This is a genomic window from Mycobacterium sp. NPDC050853 (assembly GCF_040653875.1).
GTDB lineage: Bacteria > Actinomycetota > Actinomycetes > Mycobacteriales > Mycobacteriaceae > Mycobacterium.
In genome coordinates, this window is the sequence record NZ_JBFAGW010000004.1 from 18,891 (window position 1) to 43,499 (window position 24,609).

The following is a 24,609-nucleotide window of genomic DNA, read 5'->3' on the forward strand; positions in this document are numbered from 1 at the left end:
TTTGTCTCCTCAGTTAATGACGGTGAGTTCCTTGGGGAACCGGGTCAACAGCTCCGGCCCGTCGGGCCGCACCACGAGCGTGTCCTCGATCCGGACTCCGCCCCGGTCGGGCAGGTAGACCCCTGGCTCGACTGTCACCGCCGAGCCAGCAAGCAGTGTACCGGTGGTTCCGGATCCGATGCCTGGTGCTTCGTGGATCTGCAAACCCACCCCGTGCCCAAGGCCGTGGCCAAAGTTCTCGCCGTATCCGGCAGCTGCGATGAGATCGCGCGCGGCGGCATCCACATCCTTCAGTGCCACCCCGGGCGCGAGTGCCTGCCGCCCCGCCCCCTGCGCGGCCAGCACCAAGTCGTAGATCTCGCGCTGCCAGGGGGCCACCGAACCCAGCACAAGGGTTCTGGTCATATCCGAGTGGTACCCGCCCACCAACGCACCGAAGTCGAGTTTGACGAAGTCGCCGGCGGCCAACACTGCGTCGGTGGGCCGGTGATGCGGGATCGCCGAGTGTGATCCGGCAGCGACGATTGTTTCGAAGGACGGGCCATCGGCCCCGTGCTCGCACATGAGGTTCTCCAAGTCGCGTGCCACTTCACGCTCGGTACGCCCAGGCCGAATCCCGCCGGTGTCGATCAACGCTGACAATGCAGTATCGGCAGCGGCACAAGCCCTTTCGAGTAAGAGCACCTCGGAATCGTCTTTCACCTCACGCAGCTTCTCGACGCGGTTCGGTGCCCTTACGAACTCAACATCCCCAGACGCCTGCTCCAGCTTGTCGAATCCGTCGACGGTCACCACATGGCTTTCGAATCCCGCACGCCCGGCTCGGCTCGAACCGGCCATTGCAACCAACGCCGCGCCGTACTTGCGGTCGATCAGAGCGCGCAGATCGGGCACCTGCGCGGCGGCCTGGGTGCGGTACCGGCCGTCGGTGCACAGCACGGTGGCGTCCTCCCTCGACCTGTCATCATCGGCAGCCACCCACAGCGCGGCAGCGGACCCGGTAAAACCCGTCAGATAGCGAATATTGATCAAATCGGTGACCAAGAGCGCATCGAGCCCATCGGCGCGCAGCCCCTCGCGCAGCCGCTCTCTGCGGTCGATATGGCTGAGGGCCGCACCCGAGGTTCTTCGCGCAAGCTGCTCATCACTCTTCACAGGTGTCGACGCTACCGCGATACGCTGGGCCCATGCCCGAAGCTCAATCCGATGCTCTTCGCGCAAGCGGCTCATCGACCACACGTACTTTGACCACACAATGGCTCACCCGCGGCGCCGTCTTCGCCATCCTGATGGTGTTGACCCGCGTGGTGCAGGGACTGGCCCTCAGCGTGTGGGAAAACCACGGCACCGCCATCAACCTGGTGCTGCTCATTGTGTTCATCGCGGCGGTGGTCGCATGGGCGCTCACGGACGGCCGCAGCGACGCCCAACGTAACCCCGACCCGGACCGCCGAGACGACCTCGCCATGTGGTGGCTGCTCGCCGGCATTTTCGCCGGGGTTGTTAGTGGCCTGGTGGTCTGGTTGATCAGCCTGTTCAACCACGGAATCTACGCCGCGAGCATCCTCGCCGAACTCACCACGACCGCAGCGTTCGTGGCGCTCGTGGTGTTCGCGCCCGCCATGGCCGGCGTGTTCGTAGGCCGGCTGCTCGTGGACCGCAAGGAAAAGGAACATGCCGCTCTGCAGCAGTCAGATACCGATGTGTTCCAGGCGGTTCAGGAAGAAGCGAACGTTAAGTAGCCGCTAGATACCGTATTGCCAGCAGGTATCCCTGCACGCCGAGCCCGACGATAACGCCCGTGGCCAGCGCACTCAGATACGAGTGATGCCGGAACTCTTCGCGTGCATACACATTCGAGATATGTACCTCGATGAGTCCGGCGGTGAGCTCCGCACACGCGTCCCGGAGGGCGACCGACGTATGGGTGAACGCACCGGCGTTCAGGATCACCGGATCTTTCGCGTCGGCGGCATCGTGAATCCAGCCGAGCAGCTCGGCTTCGCTATCGGTCTGCCGCACCTGAACATCCGCACCCAACGAGGCGGCTTCGGCCTGAATGAGCGAGACCAGCTCGTCGTAGGTGACGCTGCCGTACACCGCGGCCTCGCGCTTGCCGAGGCGACCCAGGTTGGGGCCGTTGAGCACCTGAATCGTCACAACAACGTCCCCTTACCCTGACTGTCAGCCTGAGCCGGTCCTGCCACAACCGAGTAGGCGGCGGCCAGCAGCGACGGATCAGGGCCTTCCAACCGTCCCGGTTTGGCCAACCCATCGAGCACCACGAAACGCAGTATGCCCGAACGGGTCTTCTTATCGCCCTGCATATATTCGATGAGCTGCCCCAGCGCGTCGGCGTCGTAGCGGGTCGGCAGCCCGAGCGCGGACAGCACTTGCGCGTGACGATCGGCGGTCTCGTCATCCAAACGTCCGGCCAAGCGTCCCAGTTCGGCGGCGAAGACCAAACCGACCGAAACCGCTGCGCCGTGGCGCCACCGGTACCGCTCGCGCCTCTCGATGGCATGACCGAGGGTGTGACCGTAGTTGAGAATCTCACGCAGCTCGGCCTCCTTCTCGTCGGCCGCCACCACTTTGGCCTTCACGGCGATGGAACGTTCGATGAGCTCGCGGAGCACCGGTTTGGACGGGTCGATCGCGGCCTGTGGGTCGGCCTCGATGAGATCGAGAATGACGGGGTCGGCGATGAATCCGGCCTTCACCACTTCAGCCATACCGGCGACTAGCTCGTTGCGCGGCAACGAGTCGAGGGTCGCCAGGTCCACCAGCACCGCCCCCGGCTGGTGGAACGAGCCGACAAGGTTCTTCCCTGCTTCGGTGTTGATACCTGTCTTTCCGCCGACGGCTGCGTCGACCATCGCGAGCAGTGTGGTGGGCACGTGCACCACCTTCACCCCGCGCAACCAGGTGGCCGCCGCGAAGCCCGCAGTATCGGTGGCGGCCCCTCCCCCGAGGCTGACGACGGCGTCCTTGCGTCCGACTCCGATCCGGCCCAGCACTTCCCAGATGTAGCCGAGCACGGCCAGGTCCTTGCCATCCTCGGCGTCTGGAATCTCAACCCGGTGCGCATCGATTCCGTTCTCGGCCAAAGTTTTTCTGATCTCTTCGGCGGTGACGGCGAGGGTGGGCTGATGCAGGATCGCCACCTTGTCGGCGCCCTTGAGTGCGTCCACCAACTCACCCAGCAGACCAGTCCCCACGATGACCGGGTAGGGCGGATTCACCTCGACGGTGATCGTCGTCGGGTCGGCGCTAGTCATTGTCGGCTCTTTCCTTGGTTTCGGTTCCGGACGTGTCGGTTGGTGTTTGAGTCGTGGCGGTGATGCTCGAAGCGCGGCGCCGAGAACGGGGGCGTCGACGGGGGCGTCGTCGCCGTGACGAGCCTGGCGCTGTGCCCGAGTCGGGGTTCTCCAGCCGGGAGACGATCATCCGCACCACCGCACCGGGATTTCTCCTATCGGTGTTCACCTTGATGGTGGCAACCTCCTGGTACAGCGGCACCCGCTGGGATATGAGCGAGTGATACTTCTCGGCACGATCGGGCCCGGCCAGCAGCGGACGCACCACGCTTCCTCCAGTACGCCGAATCCCTTCCGTGGCACTGATTTCCAGATACACCACGGTGTGCCCGGCGAGTGCTTCACGAACTCCCGGGGTAAGCACGGCGCCACCCCCCAGCGAAACCACTCCGCCTTGCTGATCCAACGCCTGCCGAATCACCGATTCCTCGATACGTCGGAATTCCGGTTCTCCGTCGGTGGCGAAGATGTCGGCGATGGTCCGCCCGGCCTCGGTCTCGATGCCGGTATCGGTGTCGTAGACGTCGACGTTCAACGCTTTTGCGAGCCGACGGCCGATGGTGGACTTACCCGATCCGGGCAGCCCGACGAGGACGGCTTTGGGGCTCATCCCGTGGATGATTCCCGGCGTGGCTCTCGCTGCGCCACCGCATCCAGGTACGTCCCGACATTGGTCTTGGTCTCGGTGAGGGAGTCTCCCCCGAACTTCTCCAGCGCCGCGCGGGCCACCACCAGCGCGACCATCGCCTCGGCGACCACACCAGCGGCCGGAACCGCGCACACATCCGAGCGCTGGTGAATCGCGACGGCCTCGTCACCGGTGGCCATGTCGACAGTCGCCAGCGCGCGCGGGACCGTGGAGATGGGTTTCATCGCAGCGCGCACCCGCAGCGGCTGACCGTTGGTCATACCGCCTTCCAAACCGCCGGCGCGGTTGGTCGACCGCAGGATGCCGTCGGGGCCGGGGTAAATCTCGTCGTGGGCGGCGCTCCCGCGGCGGCGCGCGGTGGTGAACCCGTCACCGATCTCGACGCCCTTGATGGCCTGGATTCCCATGATGGCGGCCGCGAGCTGGCTGTCCAGGCGGTCATGACCGCTGACGAACGAGCCGAGACCGACCGGCAGTCCGGCGATCACCACCTCGACAACTCCACCGAGGGTGTCGCCGTCCTTCTTGGCGGCCTCGATCTCGGCGATCATCGAGGACTCAGCCTGTTCGCCGAACGCCCGCACCGGGCTGGCGTCGATGGCCACTAGATCGGCCGCACCGGGAACCGCTCCGTCGTATGGCTCGGAATCGCCGATGGAAATCACATGCGAGATGACGTCGACACCCAATACCTGCTTCAGGAAGGCCTTGGCGACGGTGCCGAGCGCGACACGGGCCGCCGTCTCACGCGCGCTGGCGCGCTCGAGCACGGGGCGCGCATCGTCGAATCCGTACTTGAGCATGCCTGCGTAGTCGGCGTGGCCGGGGCGCGGGCGGGTAAGCGGCGCGTTGCGCGCGATGTTCTCCAGCTCGGCAGGGTCCACCGGGTCCGCGGACATCACGGTCTCCCATTTGGGCCACTCGGTGTTGCCGATCTCGATCGCCACCGGACCACCCAAGGTCAGACCATGCCGCACACCACCGAGCACGGTGACCTGGTCGGCCTCGAAGGCCATGCGCGCGCCTCGGCCGTAGCCCAGGCGGCGACGCGCCAGCTGCCTACCGATGTCCTCCGATGTCAGTTCGACACCGGCGACCATGCCTTCCAAGACCGCGACCAACGCGCGTCCATGCGATTCACCTGCCGTGATCCAACGCAACACGTGCACCATTGTCCCATGCGGGCAGGTCGGTCCTCCAAATCGATCGGGACAGTGGACCGTTCTTTGTCAGATGCCCGGCGTCACGGTGGACAACCCCACCGCGACGGCGGTCGCCAAGCACATCGAGGGGCCGTGCGGCACGGATGTCTTTCGACGGCCGATAGTCATGAGCACCAGACCGATCAGGCCGGTCAACAGCGGCGCACCGATCGCCGCCAGGAACCACGCGTCCAATCCGAACGCCCCCGATAAGCCACCGGTGCCGAAGGCGAGCTTCACGTCCCCCGCTCCCATCGCGCGCGGCGATAACAGATGTGCGATCAGGTACAGACCGGTCAGCGCCACCGCACCCACCACCATCGTCGGGTTGCGATCAAGCATCGCCACCACGACAACCACCGCGGCCGCGGACAGAGTGAGCCAGTTCGGCAGCCTGCGATACCTGATATCGAAGTACGACAGCGCCGTCATCCAGCACAGCACCATTACCCCCACCCCGTAATTCATGTGGGGAATGTAGCGCCGCGAGGCTACATTCGGAGTAGTGACGACTACATTGTGGAGCCCTCAGGAATACAGCCGATTCGGAGATGAACGCAGTCGCCCGTTCTATGAGCTTCTTTCCCGTATCCCTGCCTCGACCCCTCGTACCGTCGTCGATTTGGGTTGTGCCAGTGGGATCTTGACCGTCGAATTGGCGCGCCGGTGGCCGAATGCAGCGGTGCTAGGACTGGATTCCTCTGCCGAGCTGCTCGCTACCGCCCCCGCGGATCTGCCGGCCAATCTTCGCCTCGAACAGGGCGATATCGCCAACTTCCGGGCCGACGGAATAGATGTGGTGTTCACAAATGCGGCATTGCAATGGCTTCCGCAGCATCGCGAACTCATTACCGCGTGGGCGCAGCAGCTCAATCCTGGTGGTTCGCTGGCTTTCCAGGTTCCGGGCAACTTCGGCGCGCCCTCTCATACGCTCATGCGCCAGGTCGCCGAATCCTCGCGATGGGCGTCACGGCTGGGCGGCGTGCTGCGCGGTGAGGAGAGCAGCGACGGGGCCGAAAATTATGCGCGCCTGGCGATTTCCGCAGGCCTGGTTCCGGACGCCTGGGAAACGACATACGTGCACCTACTCGAAGGGAACGACCCGGTGCTGCGATGGGTACACGGCACCGGATTACGGCCCGTGATCTCGGCGCTTTCGGCCGATGAATTCGCCGAATTCGAGGAGGAATATGCCGCACTGTTGCGTCAGGCATACCCGCCATCCGGTGCCGTGACACCTTTCGGATTCCGCCGGATCTTCTGTGTGGCATCCAAGCCGGAAACGGGTCGATAGACTCAGCCGGTGTCCCAGGCCAGCACCGATGAGCCACTCGCACGTGGGGAGGCGGATTCACACCGTGTACTGACCGGACACGAGGCACGCTGGGAACGGCACAACTCGGCCCGGCAGACCCGCATCGTGGAGTCCGCCGTCGCGCTGCTCGATGAAACGCCGCCCGGCACCGAGATTCCCGTGCAGTCGATCGCTAAGCGAGCCGGGCTGGCCAAATCCGTGGTGTACCGGCAGTTCGAGGGGCGCGAGGATCTCGATCGCCGCATCCGCTCACATCTGCTCGAGGATTTCGATACGTCCATCTCGTCGCAGCTCGACGTCACCCGGGGTTCGATCGACGATATTGCCACCAGAACCATTCGGGCCGTGCTGGATTGGATGACCGACTACCCGCATCGCTACGAATTCATGCGCTCCGGCGCCACCGACGAGGACCCCGCCGTCGATGCCATCAGCACGGTCAAGGTCCGGATGGAGCAGCGTGTCCGAGGAGTCTTGATCCCGATCACCGAACTGCTCGGGATCGATTACAGCCCCTTTGAATCGGTCACCTACGCAGTCGTGACGATGGTCGAAGGAACCCTCTCCCGGTGGTTACGGGAAACCGAACCAGTGCGCAATCGCACCGAAATCGTCGAGGATCTCGCCAATTACGTCTGGTATGTGCTGGACGGAGCCGCCCGTTCGGTGGGCCTGTCCATGGACCCGCAGACCGAACTCATGGCCGCGCTCGCCGTACTGTCAGGCGCCCACCAGTAGCGGCGTGCTCGCGTGCGAACGGTCGGGCTCGCTGCGATACCGCGACGGACGGCCGTCGATGCGCAGCAGCTTCCACAGCGGACGTACCCACCAGGGACGCATACCGATGTCCTCGGTGAGCTTGCGCATATCACCGAAATACCCGGACAGCGTCTGGCGCGCATGCTCGCCGCGCCAGAAGGCCTCCTTGAAAACCTCACGCGGAATGTCGAATTCGGTGGCGAACGACTTCGGCGGGGTCATGATCTCTCCGGCCAGCCAGCGCATGGCGAGTGGGAAGAGGATGGTGCAGAGGACCCGCTTGCGCGCGCTCATCAGCGGAACATGTACGCGCAGAAACTCACCCGCGAAGGAGATGTGGCGCGCTTCCTCGGCGACGTGGATCTGCATGACCCGCTTGACCGCCGGCGGCATGGCGACATCGCTGCGGATCAACGACTTCTGATAGTGGTCGATGGGCTCCTCGCCACCGAGAATGCCGATGAAGAGAACCACATGGGCCCATCCACCCAGCACACCGATCATCGGCGAGACCCGACGGAACCACTTACGCATACCGGGAACGTCGTCACCGATACGGTTGACGAGCTCCTGGAACATCTGGATGTGGTTGCACTCCTCGGTCATCTCGTGGAGGCAGTAGCGGAACTCAGGTGAGCCATTCGGCAGCTTCATGAGGTACTGCATCATGCCGCGAATCAGGATGCTCTCGAAGGCAAGCCCGACCTTGATCGCGTTGGCCTGGCGCCAGCGGCCGATCTCGATCTGACGCTCCAGCGGCTGGTTCCGGTACCACTGGGTTCCGCCGAGCGTGTCGAGTTCGGGATGCAGTACCCAGCGGGGATCGTTGCGGTCGATCTGGTAGTCCGGGGCATCCCAGTCGATGTCCTGGAACGGATCGAAGTGCAGGCGCACCGAACCCTCTGAGAGGGTGCGAAGTGTCATTAGGTACTCGTCATCGAATGCGCCCGACTTGGGGACGGTGAACAGCGGCATTGCTTCCTCCTCCAACTGCCTCCAATTTAATGGGACGGAGCATCCCACGCAAGGCCTCATGGGACCGAAAGTCCCACAAATTTCATTGCCGCAGGTGGGGGTCCGATATCCAGACTCGGGCGGCACAGACGCGGTAATAAGAGATCAGCGCAGCGCGGCGGCCATTGCCTCCCGGGGTGCCGACTGCCCGGTGAACAGCTCTACCTGGGTAAAGGCCTGATTGAGCAGCATCTCAAGCCCACCAACGACCACCGCACCGCGCCGCTGCGCTAGGGCGGCCAGCTCGGTAGGCCACGGGTGATAGATGACGTCAAGAATCGCGGGCGCTGCGGCGAGCGACGGCGCGAACGGGGCGGCAGCCTCTGCGGGCACGGTGCTCACCAACACTCCGGACGACTCGCACACCGAGGACAGCGCGCCGTCATCGAAGCCGATCACCGAGACAGAGAGGCCCATTCGCTCCGCGAGCTCACGAGCGCCCCGCGCCCGGCCCGCATCACGAGCCACCACGGTCAGGGACCGCGCGCCCATTTCGGCAAGAGCCACGATCGCCGGACGAGCGGTGCCCCCGGCACCCACGATCACCGCCGGTTGTCCCGACGGATCGATCCCGGCAGTACCCAATGCCCCGGACACTCCGTCGACATCGGTGTTATCGGCGTGCCAACCGCCTTCTTTTCGCACCAACGTGTTGGCCGCACCGATCGACCGGGCGCGCTCAGTAGCACTCAGGGCAACATTCAGCGCGGCGAACTTTCCGGGCATGGTCACCGAGTAACCCACCCACTCGGGCCCGGAGCCTCCGACCACATCGGGCAGCCGCTCGGCCGTGCATTCGATCCGCTCATAGGTCCAACCGGTCAGACCCAGCGCGCGGTACGCCGCCAGGTGCAGGTCGGGTGACCGGGAATGCCCGATCGGCGATCCCAATACCGCGGCGCGGCGAGCGTCAGGTGCGTCACCCGACGTGCTCATCGCGCACTGTCCAGGATGCCGTTCCTCTTGGCCAGCTCGATATTGGCCAGATGCTCGTTGTAGTCGGCCGTGAACAATGTGGTGCCCTCGGCGTCGATGGTGACAAAGTAGAGCCAGTCCCCCGGCTCCGGATGCTCGGCCGCTCGCAGTGCCTCCGGGCTGGGCGAAGAGATCGGGGTCGCCGGAAGCCCTTGTGACTGATAGGTATTCCACAGCGTCTTACGTTCACGGTCGTCGTCGGTGGTCGCGATTTCCTGCCGGTCCAACGGGTAGTTCACCGTGGAGTCGAATTCCAGCTTCTGATGTGCCGCGAGCCGGTTGTAGACGACCCGCGCCACCTTGGCGAAATCGCGCGGTTTGGCCTCTCGCTGCAGCAGCGACGCGACCACCAGCACCTCATAGGGCGACAACCCAGCCGCGTCGGCGTTCAGGAGCCCCAGTTGCTCGTACTGCGCACTGCTCTCACGGATCAGGGATGCCAGGATCTGCTCGGGCTCGGCCATCGGGTTGAAGTCCCACCGCCCGGCGGCAATAAGCCCCTCGATGCGGCGATGATCGTCGCGCACGGCGTTGACGCCGTTGGACGCCCATTCCGGAACGGCTAGCTCCGACTGCGGCGCCGTCGAGGCGGCCTGCCGTAAGTCCGAAGCGGCAACACAGTGTTTGTCCCCGTCGAGGTCCACGCACGAGGCACGAGCGATGAGGGTGAAGATGCCTTCGGTGACAGCACCATTGGCCACCGCGGATACGTCATCGAGCTGACGCCCCTCGGGTATGACGAGCAGCCCGACCCTGTTCTCCTGCTCGGCCAGGCGTGCGACGGCGGCCTTGCCGGGGATCTTGGTACGCAGTTTGTAGAAGCCGGGCTGGATGGACGCGATGGTCTGATTTCCTTGGGCCGCATCAGTGAACGCACTAGGAGTGGCTACCACTCCCTCTTCCTTCAGACGCTGCCCGATGACCTTGGTGGTGTCCCCGCTGTGCACCTCGAACACGAAGTCCTTGACCCCTGAACCCGAGTAGTCGGTGACGGGGCTGTCGGCGCCGAACAGGCTGTCCCACAACTTGGCTCCGCCGACCACGGCAGCGACCGTAACGATGACGACCAGCGCCAGACCCAGCAGCCCGGCGTTGCGCCGACGTCGGGCGGCGGCCCTACGCCGGGCACGTTCGCGACGGCTCTCCCGAGGCCGGGGACCGACCGCGACCGGCGCCGCTCGGCGGCCGCTTGACCACTCGTCGTCATGGTTCTCGCGACTGTCGTGATCGTCCCAGTCGCTCAACGCGTACCCCCCTCATTGCCGCGCCGACGCCGCTGCTCAAGCCAGTCCTGCAGAATGGCCACCGCTGCCGCCTGGTCGATGATGCCCCGCTGCTGACGAGACCGTACTCCAGCCTCACGCAGGGAACGCTGCGCGGTGGTGGTAGTGAAACGCTCGTCTACTAAACGCACCGGCACTGGGGCAATCCGCTCAGCGAGCTCGCTGGCGAATCCGGCCGCATCCCGCGCGGACGCCCCGGTGCCCTCGCGCAGGTTACGCGGCAGGCCAACGACAACCTCCACCACGCTCATCTCCGCGACCAGGTCCGTGATCCGCCGAAAATCACTGCTTTCCTTGGTATCCCGCGCAACGGTCTCGACCGGAGTGGCAAGAATTCCATCGGGGTCGCTCGACGCGATCCCAATCCTGACGGTACCCACGTCGACGCCGAGACGACGGCCTCGGCCCGGATCATCGGGGCCAGGACGATCCGGGGTGGGGGCGTCGCCTGTCGGTCTTCCCGCAAGCGGGTCATCGCCTGTCGGTCTTCCCGCAAGCGGGTCATCGCCTGTCGGTCTTCCCGCAAGCGGGTCATCCATGCTGTCGGGCACTACGTTCAGGCCCGGCGGATCTGTTCACGCAGCGCGCCGAGCGCCGCGTCGATACCGGCGGAGTTCTTACCCGAACCCTGTGCCGTATCGGGCTTGCCGCCGCCGCGGCCGTCCACTGCCGAGCCGATAGCGCCCACAAGATCGTTGGCACGCAGCCCAGCATCTTGGGCGGCCTGGTTGACCGATACCACGAAGGGCACCGAGCCGTCGCCGGCGGCAATCAACGCGACAACGGCCGGATCGCTGCCGAGTCGGCCGCGGATATCGCCCACCAGGCTGCGCAGATCGCCCGCACCGGTGCCGTCGGGCAACCGGTGCGCCACCACGGTGGTGTCTCCGATGCGTTCGGCGTTATCCACCAATGTCGTGATGGAGGCCCTTACCGAGGCCAAACGCGTTTGCTCCAATTCCTTTTCGGCAACCTTGAGCCGCTCCACGAGGGTGGCCACCCGGCCCGGAACCTCCTCGGTGGGAACCTTCAGACTCGAGGAGAGCGCCGCCATCAATGCGCGTTCTTTCGACAGGTACCGGAACGCGTCGAGTCCGACGTAAGCCTCGACGCGGCGGACACCAGAGCCCACCGACTGCTCACCGAGCAGCGTCACGGGACCGACTTGCGAGGAGTGCGCCACGTGGGTGCCACCGCACAGTTCCAACGAGAACGGTCCGCCGATATCGACGACGCGCACACGGTCGCCGTAGTTCTCGCCGAACAGCGCCATGGCGCCCATACCCTTGGCCCGCTCCAGATCGGTGACGTAGGTATTGACGGCGTAGTTGGCCTCGACGGCCTTGTTGGCGACGTCCTCGACCTCCTGACGCTGTGCCTCCGACAGCGCGCCCTGCCAGCTGAAGTCGAAACGCAGGTATCCGGGCCTGTTCAGCGAGCCCGCCTGAACGGCATTGGGCCCCAGTACTTGTCGCAGCGCCGCATGCACCAGGTGGGTGCCCGAATGGCCCTGGGTGGCGCCGTGACGCCACTGCGCATCCACCGAGGCCACCACGTGGTCGCCCTCGACGAACTCGCCGGATTCCACCGTGACCTTGTGCACGAACAGGGTTTTGGCGATCTTCTGGACATCGGAGACCTTGGCTTGCGATATCGCGTTCGCCCCGTCTCCACGAATGGATCCGATGTCGGCAATCTGGCCGCCGGATTCGGCATACAGCGGGGTGCGGTCCAGCACGATTTCCGCTTCGGCGCCCGCCGGGGCGACCGGCACCCGTGCACCATCCACGAAGATCCCCAGAATTGTGGCCTGGGAATCTAATTCGTCGAATCCCGTGAACTCGGTAGGACCCCCGTCGACGAGCTCGCGGTACGCCGTTAGGTCAGCGTGAGCGTGCTTGCGGGCCGCGGCGTCGGCCTTGGCGCGCTGCCGCTGCTCGTTCATCAGATCCCGGAAGCCGTCCTCATCCACGGAAAGCCCGGCCTCGGCCGCCATTTCGAGGGTCAGTTCGATCGGGAAACCGAAGGTGTCGTGCAGGGTGAATGCATCGGTACCCGACAGCCGGGAAGCCCCGGACGCCGTCGTCTTTTCCGCCGCATCCTCGAACAACTTCGAGCCGGAGGACAGGGTGCGGTTGAACGCGGTCTCCTCGGCGACGGCGATGCGACTGATCCGTTCGAAGTCGGTGACCAGTTCCGGGTACGACGGACCCATGGCGTCACGCACGACGATCATCAGCTCGCTCATCATGGGCTGCTCGACGCCAAGCAGCTTGGTGGAGCGCACAATTCGGCGCAGCAGGCGGCGCAGCACATAGCCGCGGCCCTCGTTCCCGGGGCTGACCCCGTCGCCGATGATGATCGCCGCCGTGCGGGTGTGGTCGGCGATGACGCGGTAGCGCACATCGTCCTCGTGGCTGCCTTGCCCGTATCCACGCGGGGCAACCGCCGCCACACAGTCGATGGCGGGTCGCACCAGATCGGTTTCGTAGACATTGTCGACGCCCTGCAGCAGGCACGCGATGCGCTCCACGCCCATACCGGTATCGATGTTCTTGCGCGGCAGCGGCCCGAGGATCTCGAAGTCCGACTTGGACGTACCCTCACCACGCTCGTTCTGCATGAACACGAGATTCCAGATCTCGATGTAGCGGTCCTCGTTGGCCTCCGGACCACCCTCGATGCCGTACTCGGGGCCACGGTCGTAGTAGATCTCCGAGCACGGACCGCACGGGCCGGGGATGCCCATGGACCAGTAGTTGTCGGCCATGCCGCGGCGCTGAATCCGCTCCAGCGGCAGCCCGGCTTCTTCCTGCCATAGCGTGATGGCCTCATCGTCGTCGAGATAGACGGTGGCCCAAAGCTTTTCCGGATCGAAACCGTAGCCACCCTCGGATGTGGGGTTGGTCAGCAGCGTCCAGGCGAACCGGATCGCCTCACGCTTGAAGTAGTCGCCGAAGGAGAAGTTCCCGGCCATCTGGAAGAAGGTGTTGTGCCGGGTGGTGACACCCACCTCGTCGATGTCCGGGGTACGGATGCATTTCTGGACGCTGGTGGCCGTGTTGTACGGCGGCGTGCGCTGTCCCAGGAAGAAGGGCACGAACTGGACCATGCCGGCGTTGACGAACAGCAGATTGGGGTCGTCGAGGATCACCGAGGCACTCGGCACCTCGGTGTGGCCCGCCTTCACGAAGTGGTCCAGGAATCGCTTCCGGATCTCGTGTGTCTGCATTTCGTCCTTGCGTGTAGCTCGAGAATCTGACCGGCCCACCCTACCGGTGCGCCTACCTATGGCCGGTATACGCCAAGGTCAGGCGGTGCCGCCACCCAATAGACCGAGGTGCCGCATATCGTCACATTGTGCCGAGCTAATGCTGAATAGACTTCTGACATGTACGGACGGGCCCAAATCGTGGTTTTAGCAATCACAGTGCTAGGCGCACTGTCGGGTTGTTCACAAAAGGCCGGGGATCCACCCGATCCAGATCGGACCATCATCACGATGAGTTCGTCCGACGGCGAGGTATCCGTGTATCGCTCCTACGTGATTACCGCGCGTCGAGGAAACGCGAGCATCGTCATTTCAAACGGCGATTCAGAGATCGCGCACGACAAGAAAAACATTCCCGACGAGATCTGGAACAGGCTCATCGCGTCGGTGCCCAATCTGAAGGACGGCCGATCGGACGGCTGCATCGACGCAGGCATAACCAGTGTCGTTGTCGCCGACGGCGACACCACCGTCAAGAACGCCGTCGAGTGGTGTCCGGGACCACGATGGGACCAGATGCGCAGGGTCTACCTCGAGCCCGTCGAGGCACTCTTCGACATGCCGAGACTCTTGAATCGCCCGGGCCGCTGACCGTTACGGCGCGTCGCGGATCGAGCTGTCGATGGCACCACCGATCGGCGCCGTCGCCAGCCCGGTGAACGGCCCCAGGAACGGGCTCAACAGGATGCCGGCACCTGCCTCGGCGGCACCACCGGCCGCGCCCGCTCCGACATCCCGGCCGTACTGCTCCATCCACGGGTCGACCGACGGTGGCGGCGGACCGGGATCTTCGAAGACCGGCGCGGGGTCCGGTTCCGGCTCTGGATCCGCCGATGCGATAACGGGTGCTGTCATCAGAGCCAGCGCTGCAAGCACTCCGCCGGCGGCCAAACGCATACGTGACGCCATATTGCCCAGTATGCCGAGTGTGCGGTTTATGTCGATTTTCTGACCGATCTCGACGTAATCCGCACACTCGATCAGCACGTCAGCGCTTGAGCCCGCGCCGAATGATGGCACGCAGCTTGTCGAGTCGACTACCGATGTCGCGGTCGTTGTGCGGGTACACGTATCCGACGGCGTTGCCGAGTTTGGCCGCTCCGCGGGGGCAGTCTGCGCCGCGCCGCGGAAGGCCTCATACCGCGTCGGTGAGACCGACGATTTCTCCCCTCGACGTGTCGACATCGAGTAGGTCGGGATCCATGAATCCAACATAGGAAGCGCTTCAATAGATCACGAACAATCCATTGAATCGCATGCTGTGCAGGAGGAAGCTGGAGGTTGGTTCGGCGGCGCCACCGGGGCGCGGCCCCGACATAAGGGAGGTGGATCGTGTACGCACGCTCTACCACAATCCAGGCAAACTCTTCGTCGATCGATGCCGGAATTGCCTACGTTCGTGATGAGGTCATGCCGGCACTCCAGGAAATGGGCGGTTACGTCGGCCTGTCGCTGTTGGTCGACCGGGAGTCGGGCCGCTGCGTCGCTACCAGCGCATGGGAAACCGAGGACGCGATGCGCACGAGCACCGAGAAAGCCGCATCGCTGCGCGAACGGGCCAGCGAGACCTTCGGCGGAGATGTCAGCGTCGACCAATGGGAAATCGCCGTCCTGCACCGCGACCACCGCGCACACGAGGGCACATGCGTGCGCGCGACGTGGGTGAAAATCGCGCCCGAAGCCGTGGACCAAGGGGTCGAGTTCTACAAGTCCTCGGCCTTGTCGCAGATCGAGGAGCTCGAGGGATTCTGCAGCGCCAGTCTGCTCGTCGACCGCAGAGGTGGCCGGGGAGTCTCCACAGAGTCGTTCGACAGCCGCGAAGCGCTGGATCGGAACCGGGAGCAGGCGACCGAGCTCAAGATCAGGTCGATGCGCGAGGCCGGCGTCGAGGAACTCGACACCGGCGAATTCGAGCTCGCCATCGCCCACCTACGGGTGCCCGAAATGGCCTGAACCCCAACACGCGCCAGGTAAAGCCCTCGTGCCGACACTGCGGCCACGTCGCGACCAGCACGTCAGCGCTTGAGCCCACGCCGAATGATGGCACGCAGCTTCTCCAGCCGAGTCCCGATCTCGCGTTCGTTGCCGTGATCGGTGGGTTGGTAGTAATCGGCGCCCACCAACTCATCTGGCGGATACTGCTGGGCCACGACGCCGTCGCGGTCGTTGTGCGGGTACACGTATCCGACGGCGTTACCGAGTTTGGCCGCCCCGCTGTAATGGCCGTCGCGCAGATGCGGCGGCACCAAACCGGCCTTCCCCCCGCGGATGTCACCCATTGCGGCCCCCAGCGCCGCAGGGACCGCTCCCGATTTGGGCGCCGTCGCGAGGTGGATGGTGGCGTGGGTCAGTGTCAGTTGCGCTTCCGGCATCCCGATCAGTTGCACCGTCTGCGCCGCGGCCACGGCCATGGGCAACGCGGTCGGGTCGGCCATCCCGATGTCCTCGCTGGCCAGGATCATCAGCCGTCGGGCGATGAAGCGCGGGTCCTCCCCCGCGATCAGCATGCGCGCAAGGTAGTGCAATGCGGCGTCCACATCGGAGCCGCGAATCGACTTGATGAAGGCGCTCACCACGTCGTAGTGCTGGTCGCCGTCGCGGTCGTAGCGCACCGCGGCCCGATCCACGGACTGCTCGACCACCTCGACCGATATGACTGAGCCCGCCCCTCCCGCTGTTTCGGCGGCGACCTCGAGGGCGGTCAGCGCCCGCCGTGCGTCGCCCGCGGCGAGCTGCGCCAGCAGGCTCAGCGCCTCGGGATCCACGGCCACCGCGCCGCCGAGCCCGCGCTCATCGGCGATCGCCCGGGACAGCACCTCGCGAATATCGTTGTCGCCCAGAGGTAGTAACTGCAGTATCAGCGAGCGCGAGAGCAGCGGCGCCACAACGGAAAAGGAGGGATTCTCGGTGGTGGCGGCCACCAGCAGCACCACCCGGTTCTCGACGGCCGCGAGCAGCGCATCCTGCTGCGTCTTGGAGAACCGGTGTACCTCGTCGATGAACAGCACCGTCTGCTGACCGTGTACCGCGGCCCGCCTGGCCGTGTCGATAACGGCGCGAACCTCTTTCACACCGGCGGAGAGCGCGGAGAGAGCCTCAAACCTGCGCCCGGTGGCACCCGAAATCAGCGACGCAAGAGTTGTTTTCCCCGTACCAGGGGGCCCGTACAGGATTACCGACGCCGCGCCGGACCCGTCGACCAGCCGGCGCAACGGCGAGCCCGGCTTAAGCAGGTGCCCCTGCCCCACCACCTCGTCGAGGGAGGCGGGACGCATCCGGACAGCGAGAGGCGCGTTGGGTGGCACCCCTGGGGCGCTAGGAGCCGAGCTGAAAGCGCCCCCCGGTACGTCGAACAGGCTGTCTGACACGTCTCAGGCTTACCACGTCATACCGACTTGTTCAGCTGGCAGGTTGCGTCACGAAATCAATCAGTTCCTCGACCCGGCCGATCAGGGCGGGCTCCAGATCCGTCCAGGTGCGCACCTTGCCCCGTATCTTGCGCCAGGCCTCGGCGATCTCGGTCTGACTGCCATGCGGCCAGCCGAGCGCCTGACAGATGCCGTGCTTCCATTCGATATCCCGCGGCACGTTGGGCCAGGCGTGCAGACCGATCCGCTCCGGTTTCACCGCCTGCCAGATGTCGACGAACGGGTGGCCCACCACCAGGGTGTGCTCGCCGTACGGACCCCTTTGCACTGTTTCGGCGATACGCGATTCCTTCGACCCCTTGACCAGGTGGTCGACCAGCACTCCGAGCCGCCGCCCCGGGCCGGGCTGGAATTCCTTCACGACGGCGGCCAAGTCATCCACCCCGCCCAGGTACTCCACGACAACGCCCTCGATACGCAAGTCGTGACCCCATACCTGCTCGACGAGCTCGGCGTCATGACGCCCCTCCACGTAGATTCGGCTGGCCAACGCTTTGCGCGCCTTAAGGCCGTGTACCGCAACAGATCCCGAGGCCGACGTGGTCGACTTGGCGGGTGTGTGCCGCAGTGGCTCTTTCAGGATCACCGGCTTGCCGTCGATGAGGTATCCCGGGCCCACCGGAAATCCGCGGACGCGGCCGTGCCGGTCCTCCAGATCCATCCGGCCGTATTCGATGCGCACCACCGCACCCACAAACCCTGTCTGGGCGTCTTCCACAACAAGGCCCTTTATCGCCGCGACCTCCGTGGATTGCGGACGCCGCGGGGTGTGCGGGTTGTTGGACAAGATGTCGATGCCATAGCGATCAGCCACCCGGCGATCCTAGGAATGCGTCCGCGCCGCATCGGGTTACGACGCGCCTTCGTTTCTAGACCGTGACCGGGTCCACATGGGCGTGTGTGCGAGTGGCCACCACCGAATCACCGAGCACTCCCTGCACATACAGGTCGCGGGTGCGGGAACGCTGCACCTTCCCCGATGAGGTTTTGGGCAGCTGCCCCGGTTGCAGCAGCACCACGTCGGCCAACGCCAGGCGGGTGCGATCGGACACCGAGCGCCGGATCCCAGCGATCTGAACAGCGATCTGGTCCTCTTCTCGACCGGTGCGTTCGGCGGCGATCACCACCTTTTCGGTGATATCTCCCGGGACGGAGAAGGCCACGACATTGCCCTTGCGGATTCCGGGCACCTCCTCCACAGCCCATTCGACCTGCTGCGGGTCGTAGTTGCGACCGTTGACGACGAGGATGTCCTTCTTGCGTCCGGTGATGTAGAGGTTGCCGTCCACCACGAATCCGCGATCGCCTGTGCGCAACCACCCGTCGGCGCCAAAGGCGTTTCGGGTTACCTCCTCGTTCTCGAAGTACCCGGCCGCGACGGACGGTCCGTGGAAGTGCACATCGCCGACGCGGCCCTCGGCGAGCTCGTGTCCGGCGTCATGGACGATCCGTACCGCGTGACGATCGTCGAGGGCCCGCCCGCAGCTGACGAAGGTGAGCACATCATCGGCGGTGTCCTGCCCCTTGGCGCTGGCGGGCACCACGAGGCCTTCGTTCCGGTAGGCGGCACCGGAGATCGGCAGACGCTGGAATCTGCGCTCGACGTTGTCGAAGGTAATCGCGAGCGTGGCTTCGGCCATGCCGTAGGCGGGCATCACGGCCTCTTGTTTGAGGCCGTACCGAGCGTAGGCGTCAATGAATGCGTCGAGCACATCGGCGTTGATCGGTTCGGCACCGCAACCAAAGACCCGCATGCTGGAGAAGTCCCAGCCCGCCTCCTCTGCCTGGGGCGCCTTGGCCTTCTTGACGGTCAACGCGAACGCGAAATTCGGTGCGAAAGAGACGGTTCCGCGGTGCCGAGATACTGCGTCGAGCCAGATGCCCGGGCTACGCAGGAAGGCCAGCGTAGGCAGATAGGTGGCCTGCAGCCCGAACAGCACCACACTCAGGAAGTGCCCGATGAGACCCATATCGTGGTACAGCGGCAGCCAGCTCACGAAGCGTTCAGTGGGGTACTTCTGGGCCTCCAGGCAGCGCAGGTTGGTCAGGAACGAGTGCGTGTTGGCCCACAGGGAGGCGTCGGTCACCTGAACGGCTTTCGGTTTCCCGGTGCTGCCACTGGTGAACTGCAGGAAGGTGATCTGATCCGTGCTGCGTGGGGCCGCATCCACGTAGTCGCCACCGGCGGTGACCGTTTCGGTGTGCACCACGACGGCCACCTGCTCACCAAATCGGACCGACAGGTTCAGTACCTCATCGACCCACTGCGGTGCGATCAGTGCACGAGATCCGCTGGAGGACAACACCGATCCGAGAAAATCGAGGTACGCGTCCTGCTTGCCCAGGCTCGTCGGCGGGTAGAGCGGCACGGGTATCGCACCGAGCCACACGATTGCCAGGAATCCCGTGACGAATTCGCGGGTGTCCGGCACCACCAGTGCCACCCGGTCGCCCGGTTCGATGCCGTGTCCGGCCAGCGCACCTGCGCCACGCGCGACATCGCCGAGCAGCTCGGCGAACGGCACCAACACCTCGCTGCGGTCATCGCCAATGAATGTCAGTCCGCGAGTGGTCGATGCGGCGTTGGCCTGCAACGCCTGTACCAGTGATCGCGGGTGGTCTATATCGAACATCGTCACACTCCGGGGGTGGGGATGGTCAGGTTCTGGTACTCGCGGGCGAGCGTCGCAACGGTGCGGTCGATCTGCTCGAAACTGTGGCTGGCCGTGACGAAGAAGCGCAGCCGGGTCTGATCGTTGGGCACCGCGGGGTACAGGATCGGGTCCACGTTGATGCCGGCCTCCCGCAGCCGCGCCGCCAGCAGCAGCGATCTGCGCGAGTCACCCACCACGAAGGGGACGATCGGTGTTCCGCTGCTGTCGCCGAAGGAAAGACCCGCGCCTGCAAACGCGGCACGCATGTAATCGGCGTTGGCATGAAGTGTCGCAATGCGTTCCGGTTCGGCTTCGAGGATCTCGATTGCCGCGAGTGAGGCCCCGGCCGAGGCAGGCGGCAGCCCGCAGCTGTAGATAAAGCCGGGCAGGCTGTATTTGAGGTACTGGATGAGCTCGCGGGATCCGCCAAGGTAGCCACCGCAGCTCGATAGCGATTTCGACAGTGTGCCCATCCAGATGTCGACCTGGGAACGGTCCACGTCGAAGTGCTCTCCGATGCCTCCGCCTCCCGCACCGAGGACCCCGATGGAGTGCGCCTCGTCGACCATGAGCAGTGCGTCGTGCCGCTTGGCCACCTCGATGAAGGCCGGGAGGTCGGCGATATCGCCGTCCATGCTGTAGGCGCCTTCGATCACCACCAGGGCGCGGCGATATCGGTCGCGCACGGTGGTGAGCAACTCGTCGAGATGGGCGGCGTCGTTGTGCTTGAACGGGCGACGCGTCGCACCAGACAAACGGCAGCCCTGCATGATGCTGTCGTGTGCCAGGGCGTCATGCAGCACGATGTCCTGCGCGCCAAGAATGTGCCCGATGATGGTGACGTTGGTCGAGTGACCACCGACGAGGGTCAGCGTGTCCTCCACCTTCAGCAGGCGCGATATCGCAGCCTCCAGCTCCCGGTGCACCGGCTTTTCCCCCGACAGCAGCCGACTCGCCGAAACCGATGTGCCGTAACGGCTTAACGCCTCGTGGGCGCGGGCGGTCACCCGCTCGTCTCCCGATAACCCGAGGTAGTTATAGCTGGAGAAGTTGATCAGCACCCGGTCGCCGACGCGGGTGGTGTCGTTGACGACCTGTTGGTGCACCGTGAAATACGGATTCTGTGAGCCCTCGCTGTCGAAGTCTTTCAGGCGCTTGTCCAACGCCTGCCATTCCGGAAAGTCGGTGATGGTGCGCTCGCGGGCGACGTTCTCGGCTGGGACTTCTTTCTCGATCGCAACCACGGCCTCGCCGGTTACGAATGCGACGATGTTCCCCACCGTGAGTTCCTTGGCGCTGAAGTCCTGCAGCGTCAGATCGGGATTGTCCTTCTGCAGGATTTTGAACAGCTCCGTAAGCATCAGCGAGTCGAAACCGAGGTCCCCGACGAGCGCCAGCCGCGGTTGCAGTGCCGTCACGTCATACGAGCCGATACGCGCGATCTGGTTGAGCGCATTGCTGTTTCGGAGCTGGGGCCTTCGAGGTGCGCTCCGCTGCGCGGCCGGCGCGGTGGAGATCACGGGCGGAGCCTGGACAATCGGCTGCACCTCGACCGTCTGATGGCCAAGAACCGTGGTGAGCAGCGCGGTCTGTTCACGCCACAGCGAGATGATGTCGTGCACGAGTGGTGATTCCTTCCCGGTAAGCGCGGATTCTGTCCGCCCCTCCTGAGGGGTGGCTGTGACGGCACGTTTTCCGTCGCGTTTCTTGATGGGCCACAACGGCTTCGCGGGAACCGGGCGCGTGGTGAGCAGCGCACCCCGGTGATCTGAAGTACCGTCCAGGCCTGCGGGAACGCCCACCGAACGCAATTGGGCCCGCACCCGATTCAGGAGTCGTGTGTGCTCCACGCTGTCCACTGCTACCAATCGTTCGGCCGTCGCTCCGGCTGACCGCGCAAGGTTCAGTAGCGCACGTCCGGCGCCGATCTGGACGAACACGGTATCCGGGTCGCCGAGGACTGCGAGAGCTTCCGCGAAACGGACCGGTACGAGCGCGTGCTCGCGCCACCGTCCGCGAATGTCCTCGGCATCGGCGCACTCCGAGGCTGATATGCAGGATATGAAGGTGACCTTCGGATCCTGCAGGGGCAACTCGTCTATCCGCCTGACTATTTCGTCGTTCGCGGGTGCCAGCAGCGGGCTGTGGAAGGCGTGCGAGACGTTCAGCACCTTGTGCGGAACGTCGGCATCGGCGAGCAGCGCTCCTGCGGTGGCCAATCCGTCGGTGGTCCCGGCGAGGACGGTCTGATCGGTGGCATTGCGATTGGCGACCCATACCGACGGGATGTCCTCGACGAGAGATCGCAGCACCGGTTCATCGACGCGGCAGGCGATCATTCCCCCCGCCGGAATATCGGCTTTGGCAATCGCCTCTCCCCGCCGGGCCGCGAAGTGCACCGCCTGCTCGTCAGAAAGCACTCCCGCCGTGGCGGCGGCGGCGAATTCACCGACACTGTGGCCGAGCACCACGTCGGGGGTGATACCGGCACCGGCCAGGTACTGCGCGACGGCCAGCTGGGTGATCAGCAGGGCGGGTTGGCAGCGATCGGTGCGGGCGAGCGCCTCCTCGGCTTCCGGAGTGTGCTCGACCGGGTACATCACGTCGAGCAGCCCGGGGCTGGCTGCCGCGGCGGCAAGGCGTTCGATGGTCGCGTTCACTTCCGGTACAGAGGTTCTCAACGAAGCCAGCTCGTTGAGGGTCTGCGCCCCCTGTCCGGCGAACAGGAAGCAGATCCGTGGATTCGTGCCAGCCTGTTTGGCCCCCCGGTACCAGATGTCATCGCCGATTCGCGTGGGAATCTCGCCGCCGGATCTGAGCGCCGCCAGTGCTACCCGTAAGTGCTCGTGGAGTTCCAAGATGGAACCGGTGACGATCAACAGCTCCACGTCGCGGTCCTCGCGACGGGTGAGCGTCCGAGCCACCTGCCCGAGATCCAAATTCGAGGTGGCGTCGATATCGTCGAGTAGGTATTGGCAGCGCACCTCGATATCGCCTGCGTTCTCGCCGCGAATCGGGATCACCCAGGAGTCGCGTACCGTGCCCACCTGCTGAGCGTGATTCGGCTGACGCGCCTCCAACAACACATGCACATTGGTTCCGCCGAATCCGAAGACGCTGACACCCGCCACATGCGCGCGCGCCTGCACATCCGGTAGCGGCGTGGCGGATTCGGTGATACGCCACCCGCGTTCGTCCAGGCCTAGCGCGTCCCGCTTCGCGCCAATATTGGGCTGCGGCGGGACGACGCCGGTGCGCAACACCAGCGCGGCCTTGATCAGCCCGATGAGCCCTGCCGCTGACATGGCATGCCCCACATTGGCTTTCGCGCTGCCCAGGTATCGCGGCAGATCCCCGCGGTGGGGCAGGCAGGAGCTCAACGATTCAACCTCCACCGCATCGCCCACCGGGGTGGCGGTACCGTGCGCCTCCACGTAGTCGACCTGACCAGGATCCAGACCCGCATCGGCGAGCGCGAATTCGATCGCGGCACGTTGCCCGGCGGCCTGCGGTTCCATCGGCCCCGCCCCGGCGCCGTCGTTATTGCATCCGACGCCGCGTAGCCAGGCATGCACTTCGCCGCGCGCGGGCAGGGTGTCCTCGCGGGTCAGCACGATGACGCCAACCCCCTCACCGAGCACGAAACCGTCCGCCCCAGCAGAGAAGGGCGCACATACGCCGGACTTCGAGACGGCGCCGATCTTCGAGAACATGACCAGCGAGTCGGGCACCAGGTTCAGGTGCACCCCCGCAACGACGGCCACCTCACACTGCCGTGATCGCAAGGCGAGCACGGCGTTGTTCAGTGCCACAAGCGATGATGCGCAGGCGGCGTCGACGGCCATCGACGGGCCGCGCAGATTGAAGGCCCTGCTGATCATCGCGGCCGACATGTTGAGCAATGAGCCCGGCATGGTGAAGGGTCGCACCACCGGCACATCGGCCGTCATTGCCAGGTGGTCGATACCCGAGAGATTCGAGGGATCCCCGAATTCGCCCGCGCCCAGCTGAACCCCGCGCAGCGGCGCACTCACCACCATCTCGCGGAAATCGGATGTCGAGATGCCGACGTACACGCCAACGCTGCGTCCCGCGAAGCTCTGCTGATCGAAACCCGCGTCCTCCAGTGCCTCTCGCGTGGTTGTCAGCAGGATGCGGTGTTGCGGATCCATGACCTCGGCCTGTCGCGGCGATATCCCGAAGCTGAGTGGGTCGAACCGGTCGATACCACTGACCGCCGCCATCACATCGGTGTATGTGGTGTTCGGGCGCTTGCCCTCCGGATCGAAGAACGGGCCGTGCTCCCAGCGCTCCCGCGGGATCCGTCCGACGGCTGTATCGCCGCGCAGCAGCATCTGCCAGAAGGATCGGATATCCCCGGCCCCGGGGACCTGGCACGCCATCCCGACGATGGCCAGCGGCTCCGATGGACCGTTACCGCGGTCCGTGTCCATCAGCCGGCGAGCTCGCCCGCGAGATGCGCGCGTACAACAGCCGCCAGGTCGGAGAGTGTCTTCACCCTGACGAGCTCGCGCGGCGGCAGCCGGAACCCGGTGACCTCTTCGATATGGCTAAGGAATTCAAGGGTTTGGACGGAGCTGTAGCCAAGGTCGGCGATCTCCGAATCGGGAGTGAGCTCGGGAAGCTCTTCCGTGGCCACCGACTGAACGGCCTCAAAGACCAGGTCGAGCTCCTCGGAGTACACAGTGTTGTGCGATGTCACCGGTCACCTCAAATATCTA

At 65.0% G+C, this 24,609-nt stretch carries 22 protein-coding genes; 5 read left to right on the top strand and 17 right to left on the bottom strand.

What is annotated here, in order from left to right; genetic code table 11:
- Positions 1-9: 9 nt before the first annotated feature.
- Positions 10-1,155 carry a Xaa-Pro peptidase family protein gene (locus AB0H22_RS14675; protein WP_358147077.1) on the bottom strand — a complete coding sequence of 382 codons (1,146 nt, stop codon included), beginning with the start codon at positions 1,153-1,155 and terminating at the stop codon, positions 10-12.
- 32 nt (positions 1,156-1,187) lie between these two features.
- Between AB0H22_RS14675 and AB0H22_RS14680 the strand changes: the two genes are divergently transcribed.
- Positions 1,188-1,742, top strand: coding sequence for a B-4DMT family transporter (locus tag AB0H22_RS14680; protein WP_180747748.1), 555 nt, complete (start codon positions 1,188-1,190; stop codon positions 1,740-1,742).
- Here the strand turns inward: AB0H22_RS14680 and aroQ are convergent.
- The 5 genes from aroQ to AB0H22_RS14705 all read right to left on the bottom strand — a co-directional run bounded on the left by aroQ (position 1,735) and on the right by AB0H22_RS14705 (position 5,636).
- Positions 1,735-2,160 carry a type II 3-dehydroquinate dehydratase gene (gene aroQ / locus AB0H22_RS14685; protein ID WP_180747749.1) on the bottom strand — a complete coding sequence of 142 codons (426 nt, stop codon included), beginning with the start codon at positions 2,158-2,160 and terminating at the stop codon, positions 1,735-1,737. The two genes, AB0H22_RS14680 and aroQ, sit on opposite strands and share 8 nt — an antisense overlap.
- Positions 2,157-3,278, bottom strand: a complete 1,122-nt coding sequence (gene aroB / locus AB0H22_RS14690; RefSeq protein WP_180747750.1) for a 3-dehydroquinate synthase — start codon at positions 3,276-3,278, stop codon at positions 2,157-2,159. Before aroB ends, aroQ begins: the two co-directional genes overlap by 4 nt.
- Positions 3,271-3,927 (bottom strand): shikimate kinase, encoded by a 657-nt coding sequence (locus tag AB0H22_RS14695; RefSeq protein ID WP_180747751.1) that lies wholly within the window; start codon positions 3,925-3,927, stop codon positions 3,271-3,273. Before AB0H22_RS14695 ends, aroB begins: the two co-directional genes overlap by 8 nt.
- Entirely contained in the window at positions 3,924-5,129 is a 1,206-nt protein-coding gene (gene aroC / locus AB0H22_RS14700; protein ID WP_180747752.1) for a chorismate synthase, read from the bottom strand. Before aroC ends, AB0H22_RS14695 begins: the two co-directional genes overlap by 4 nt.
- 66 nt (positions 5,130-5,195) lie before the next feature.
- On the bottom strand, positions 5,196-5,636 hold the full coding sequence (locus AB0H22_RS14705; protein WP_180747753.1) for an A24 family peptidase: 441 nt from the start codon (positions 5,634-5,636) through the stop codon (positions 5,196-5,198).
- 37 nt (positions 5,637-5,673) lie between these two features.
- Here AB0H22_RS14705 and AB0H22_RS14710 point away from each other — a divergent pair, with 37 nt between their 5' ends.
- Both AB0H22_RS14710 and AB0H22_RS14715 read left to right on the top strand, forming a co-directional pair.
- The gene (locus AB0H22_RS14710) at positions 5,674-6,462 is read left to right on the top strand and encodes a methyltransferase domain-containing protein (protein WP_358147079.1); all 789 of its coding nucleotides are present in this window, start codon (positions 5,674-5,676) and stop codon (positions 6,460-6,462) included.
- A gap of 69 nt (positions 6,463-6,531) precedes the next feature.
- A complete protein-coding gene (locus AB0H22_RS14715) occupies positions 6,532-7,221 on the top strand; it encodes a TetR/AcrR family transcriptional regulator (protein ID WP_180749593.1) in 690 nt (229 codons plus the stop codon).
- On the opposite strand, the gene AB0H22_RS14720 is transcribed toward AB0H22_RS14715, so the two are convergent.
- From AB0H22_RS14720 to alaS, 5 genes are all read right to left on the bottom strand, one after another.
- Entirely contained in the window at positions 7,204-8,217 is a 1,014-nt protein-coding gene (locus AB0H22_RS14720) for a diiron oxygenase (RefSeq protein ID WP_180747755.1), read from the bottom strand. The two genes, AB0H22_RS14715 and AB0H22_RS14720, sit on opposite strands and share 18 nt — an antisense overlap.
- 144 nt (positions 8,218-8,361) lie before the next feature.
- Positions 8,362-9,192 (bottom strand): shikimate dehydrogenase, encoded by an 831-nt coding sequence (locus AB0H22_RS14725; protein WP_358147080.1) that lies wholly within the window; start codon positions 9,190-9,192, stop codon positions 8,362-8,364.
- Complete coding sequence (gene mltG, locus AB0H22_RS14730; RefSeq protein ID WP_180747757.1) at positions 9,189-10,475, bottom strand: endolytic transglycosylase MltG; 1,287 nt, start codon at positions 10,473-10,475, stop codon at positions 9,189-9,191. The genes AB0H22_RS14725 and mltG overlap by 4 nt, the downstream gene beginning before the upstream one ends.
- On the bottom strand, positions 10,472-11,053 hold the full coding sequence (gene ruvX, locus AB0H22_RS14735) for a Holliday junction resolvase RuvX (RefSeq protein WP_358147081.1): 582 nt from the start codon (positions 11,051-11,053) through the stop codon (positions 10,472-10,474). Before ruvX ends, mltG begins: the two co-directional genes overlap by 4 nt.
- Positions 11,054-11,070: 17 nt before the next feature.
- On the bottom strand, positions 11,071-13,746 hold the full coding sequence (gene alaS, locus AB0H22_RS14740; RefSeq protein ID WP_358147082.1) for an alanine--tRNA ligase: 2,676 nt from the start codon (positions 13,744-13,746) through the stop codon (positions 11,071-11,073).
- A gap of 270 nt (positions 13,747-14,016) precedes the next feature.
- Here alaS and AB0H22_RS14745 point away from each other — a divergent pair, with 270 nt between their 5' ends.
- Positions 14,017-14,376 (top strand): hypothetical protein, encoded by a 360-nt coding sequence (locus tag AB0H22_RS14745; RefSeq protein ID WP_358147084.1) that lies wholly within the window; start codon positions 14,017-14,019, stop codon positions 14,374-14,376.
- 3 nt (positions 14,377-14,379) lie between these two features.
- Here AB0H22_RS14745 and AB0H22_RS14750 read toward each other — a convergent pair whose 3' ends face one another.
- A complete protein-coding gene (locus AB0H22_RS14750) occupies positions 14,380-14,694 on the bottom strand; it encodes a hypothetical protein (RefSeq protein WP_358147459.1) in 315 nt (104 codons plus the stop codon).
- Positions 14,695-15,117: 423 nt separating this feature from the next.
- Here AB0H22_RS14750 and AB0H22_RS14755 point away from each other — a divergent pair, with 423 nt between their 5' ends.
- On the top strand, positions 15,118-15,738 hold the full coding sequence (locus AB0H22_RS14755) for a hypothetical protein (protein WP_180747760.1): 621 nt from the start codon (positions 15,118-15,120) through the stop codon (positions 15,736-15,738).
- Positions 15,739-15,800: 62 nt separating this feature from the next.
- On the opposite strand, the gene AB0H22_RS14760 is transcribed toward AB0H22_RS14755, so the two are convergent.
- From AB0H22_RS14760 to AB0H22_RS14780, 5 genes are all read right to left on the bottom strand, one after another.
- Entirely contained in the window at positions 15,801-17,090 is a 1,290-nt protein-coding gene (locus AB0H22_RS14760) for a replication-associated recombination protein A (RefSeq protein WP_358147461.1), read from the bottom strand.
- A 94-nt stretch (positions 17,091-17,184) separates the two neighbouring features.
- The gene (locus AB0H22_RS14765; protein ID WP_358147085.1) at positions 17,185-18,027 is read right to left on the bottom strand and encodes a DUF3097 domain-containing protein; all 843 of its coding nucleotides are present in this window, start codon (positions 18,025-18,027) and stop codon (positions 17,185-17,187) included.
- Between the two features lie 55 nt (positions 18,028-18,082).
- Complete coding sequence (locus tag AB0H22_RS14770) at positions 18,083-19,846, bottom strand: AMP-binding protein (protein ID WP_358147086.1); 1,764 nt, start codon at positions 19,844-19,846, stop codon at positions 18,083-18,085.
- A gap of 2 nt (positions 19,847-19,848) precedes the next feature.
- Positions 19,849-24,321 (bottom strand): aminotransferase class I/II-fold pyridoxal phosphate-dependent enzyme, encoded by a 4,473-nt coding sequence (locus tag AB0H22_RS14775; RefSeq protein WP_358147087.1) that lies wholly within the window; start codon positions 24,319-24,321, stop codon positions 19,849-19,851.
- A complete protein-coding gene (locus AB0H22_RS14780; RefSeq protein WP_358147088.1) occupies positions 24,321-24,590 on the bottom strand; it encodes an acyl carrier protein in 270 nt (89 codons plus the stop codon). The genes AB0H22_RS14775 and AB0H22_RS14780 overlap by 1 nt, the downstream gene beginning before the upstream one ends.
- Positions 24,591-24,609 lie beyond the last annotated feature (19 nt).

Bases quoted from the DNA above. Each gene is read 5' to 3' on its own strand.
- AB0H22_RS14705 (WP_180747753.1), bottom strand. From the start codon at position 5,636: ATGAATTACGGGGTGGGGGTAATGGTGCTGTGCTGGATGACGGCGCTG.
- AB0H22_RS14695 (WP_180747751.1), bottom strand. From the start codon at position 3,927: ATGAGCCCCAAAGCCGTCCTCGTCGGGCTGCCCGGATCGGGTAAGTCC.
- alaS (WP_358147082.1), bottom strand. From the start codon at position 13,746: ATGCAGACACACGAGATCCGGAAGCGATTCCTGGACCACTTCGTGAAG.
- AB0H22_RS14680 (WP_180747748.1), top strand. From the start codon at position 1,188: ATGCCCGAAGCTCAATCCGATGCTCTTCGCGCAAGCGGCTCATCGACC.
- AB0H22_RS14720 (WP_180747755.1), bottom strand. From the start codon at position 8,217: ATGCCGCTGTTCACCGTCCCCAAGTCGGGCGCATTCGATGACGAGTAC.
- AB0H22_RS14770 (WP_358147086.1), bottom strand. From the start codon at position 19,846: ATGTTCGATATAGACCACCCGCGATCACTGGTACAGGCGTTGCAGGCC.
- AB0H22_RS14725 (WP_358147080.1), bottom strand. From the start codon at position 9,192: ATGAGCACGTCGGGTGACGCACCTGACGCTCGCCGCGCCGCGGTATTG.
- AB0H22_RS14775 (WP_358147087.1), bottom strand. From the start codon at position 24,321: ATGGACACGGACCGCGGTAACGGTCCATCGGAGCCGCTGGCCATCGTC.
- aroB (WP_180747750.1), bottom strand. From the start codon at position 3,278: ATGACTAGCGCCGACCCGACGACGATCACCGTCGAGGTGAATCCGCCC.
- AB0H22_RS14745 (WP_358147084.1), top strand. From the start codon at position 14,017: ATGAGTTCGTCCGACGGCGAGGTATCCGTGTATCGCTCCTACGTGATT.
- ruvX (WP_358147081.1), bottom strand. From the start codon at position 11,053: ATGGATGACCCGCTTGCGGGAAGACCGACAGGCGATGACCCGCTTGCG.
- AB0H22_RS14750 (WP_358147459.1), bottom strand. From the start codon at position 14,694: ATGGCGTCACGTATGCGTTTGGCCGCCGGCGGAGTGCTTGCAGCGCTG.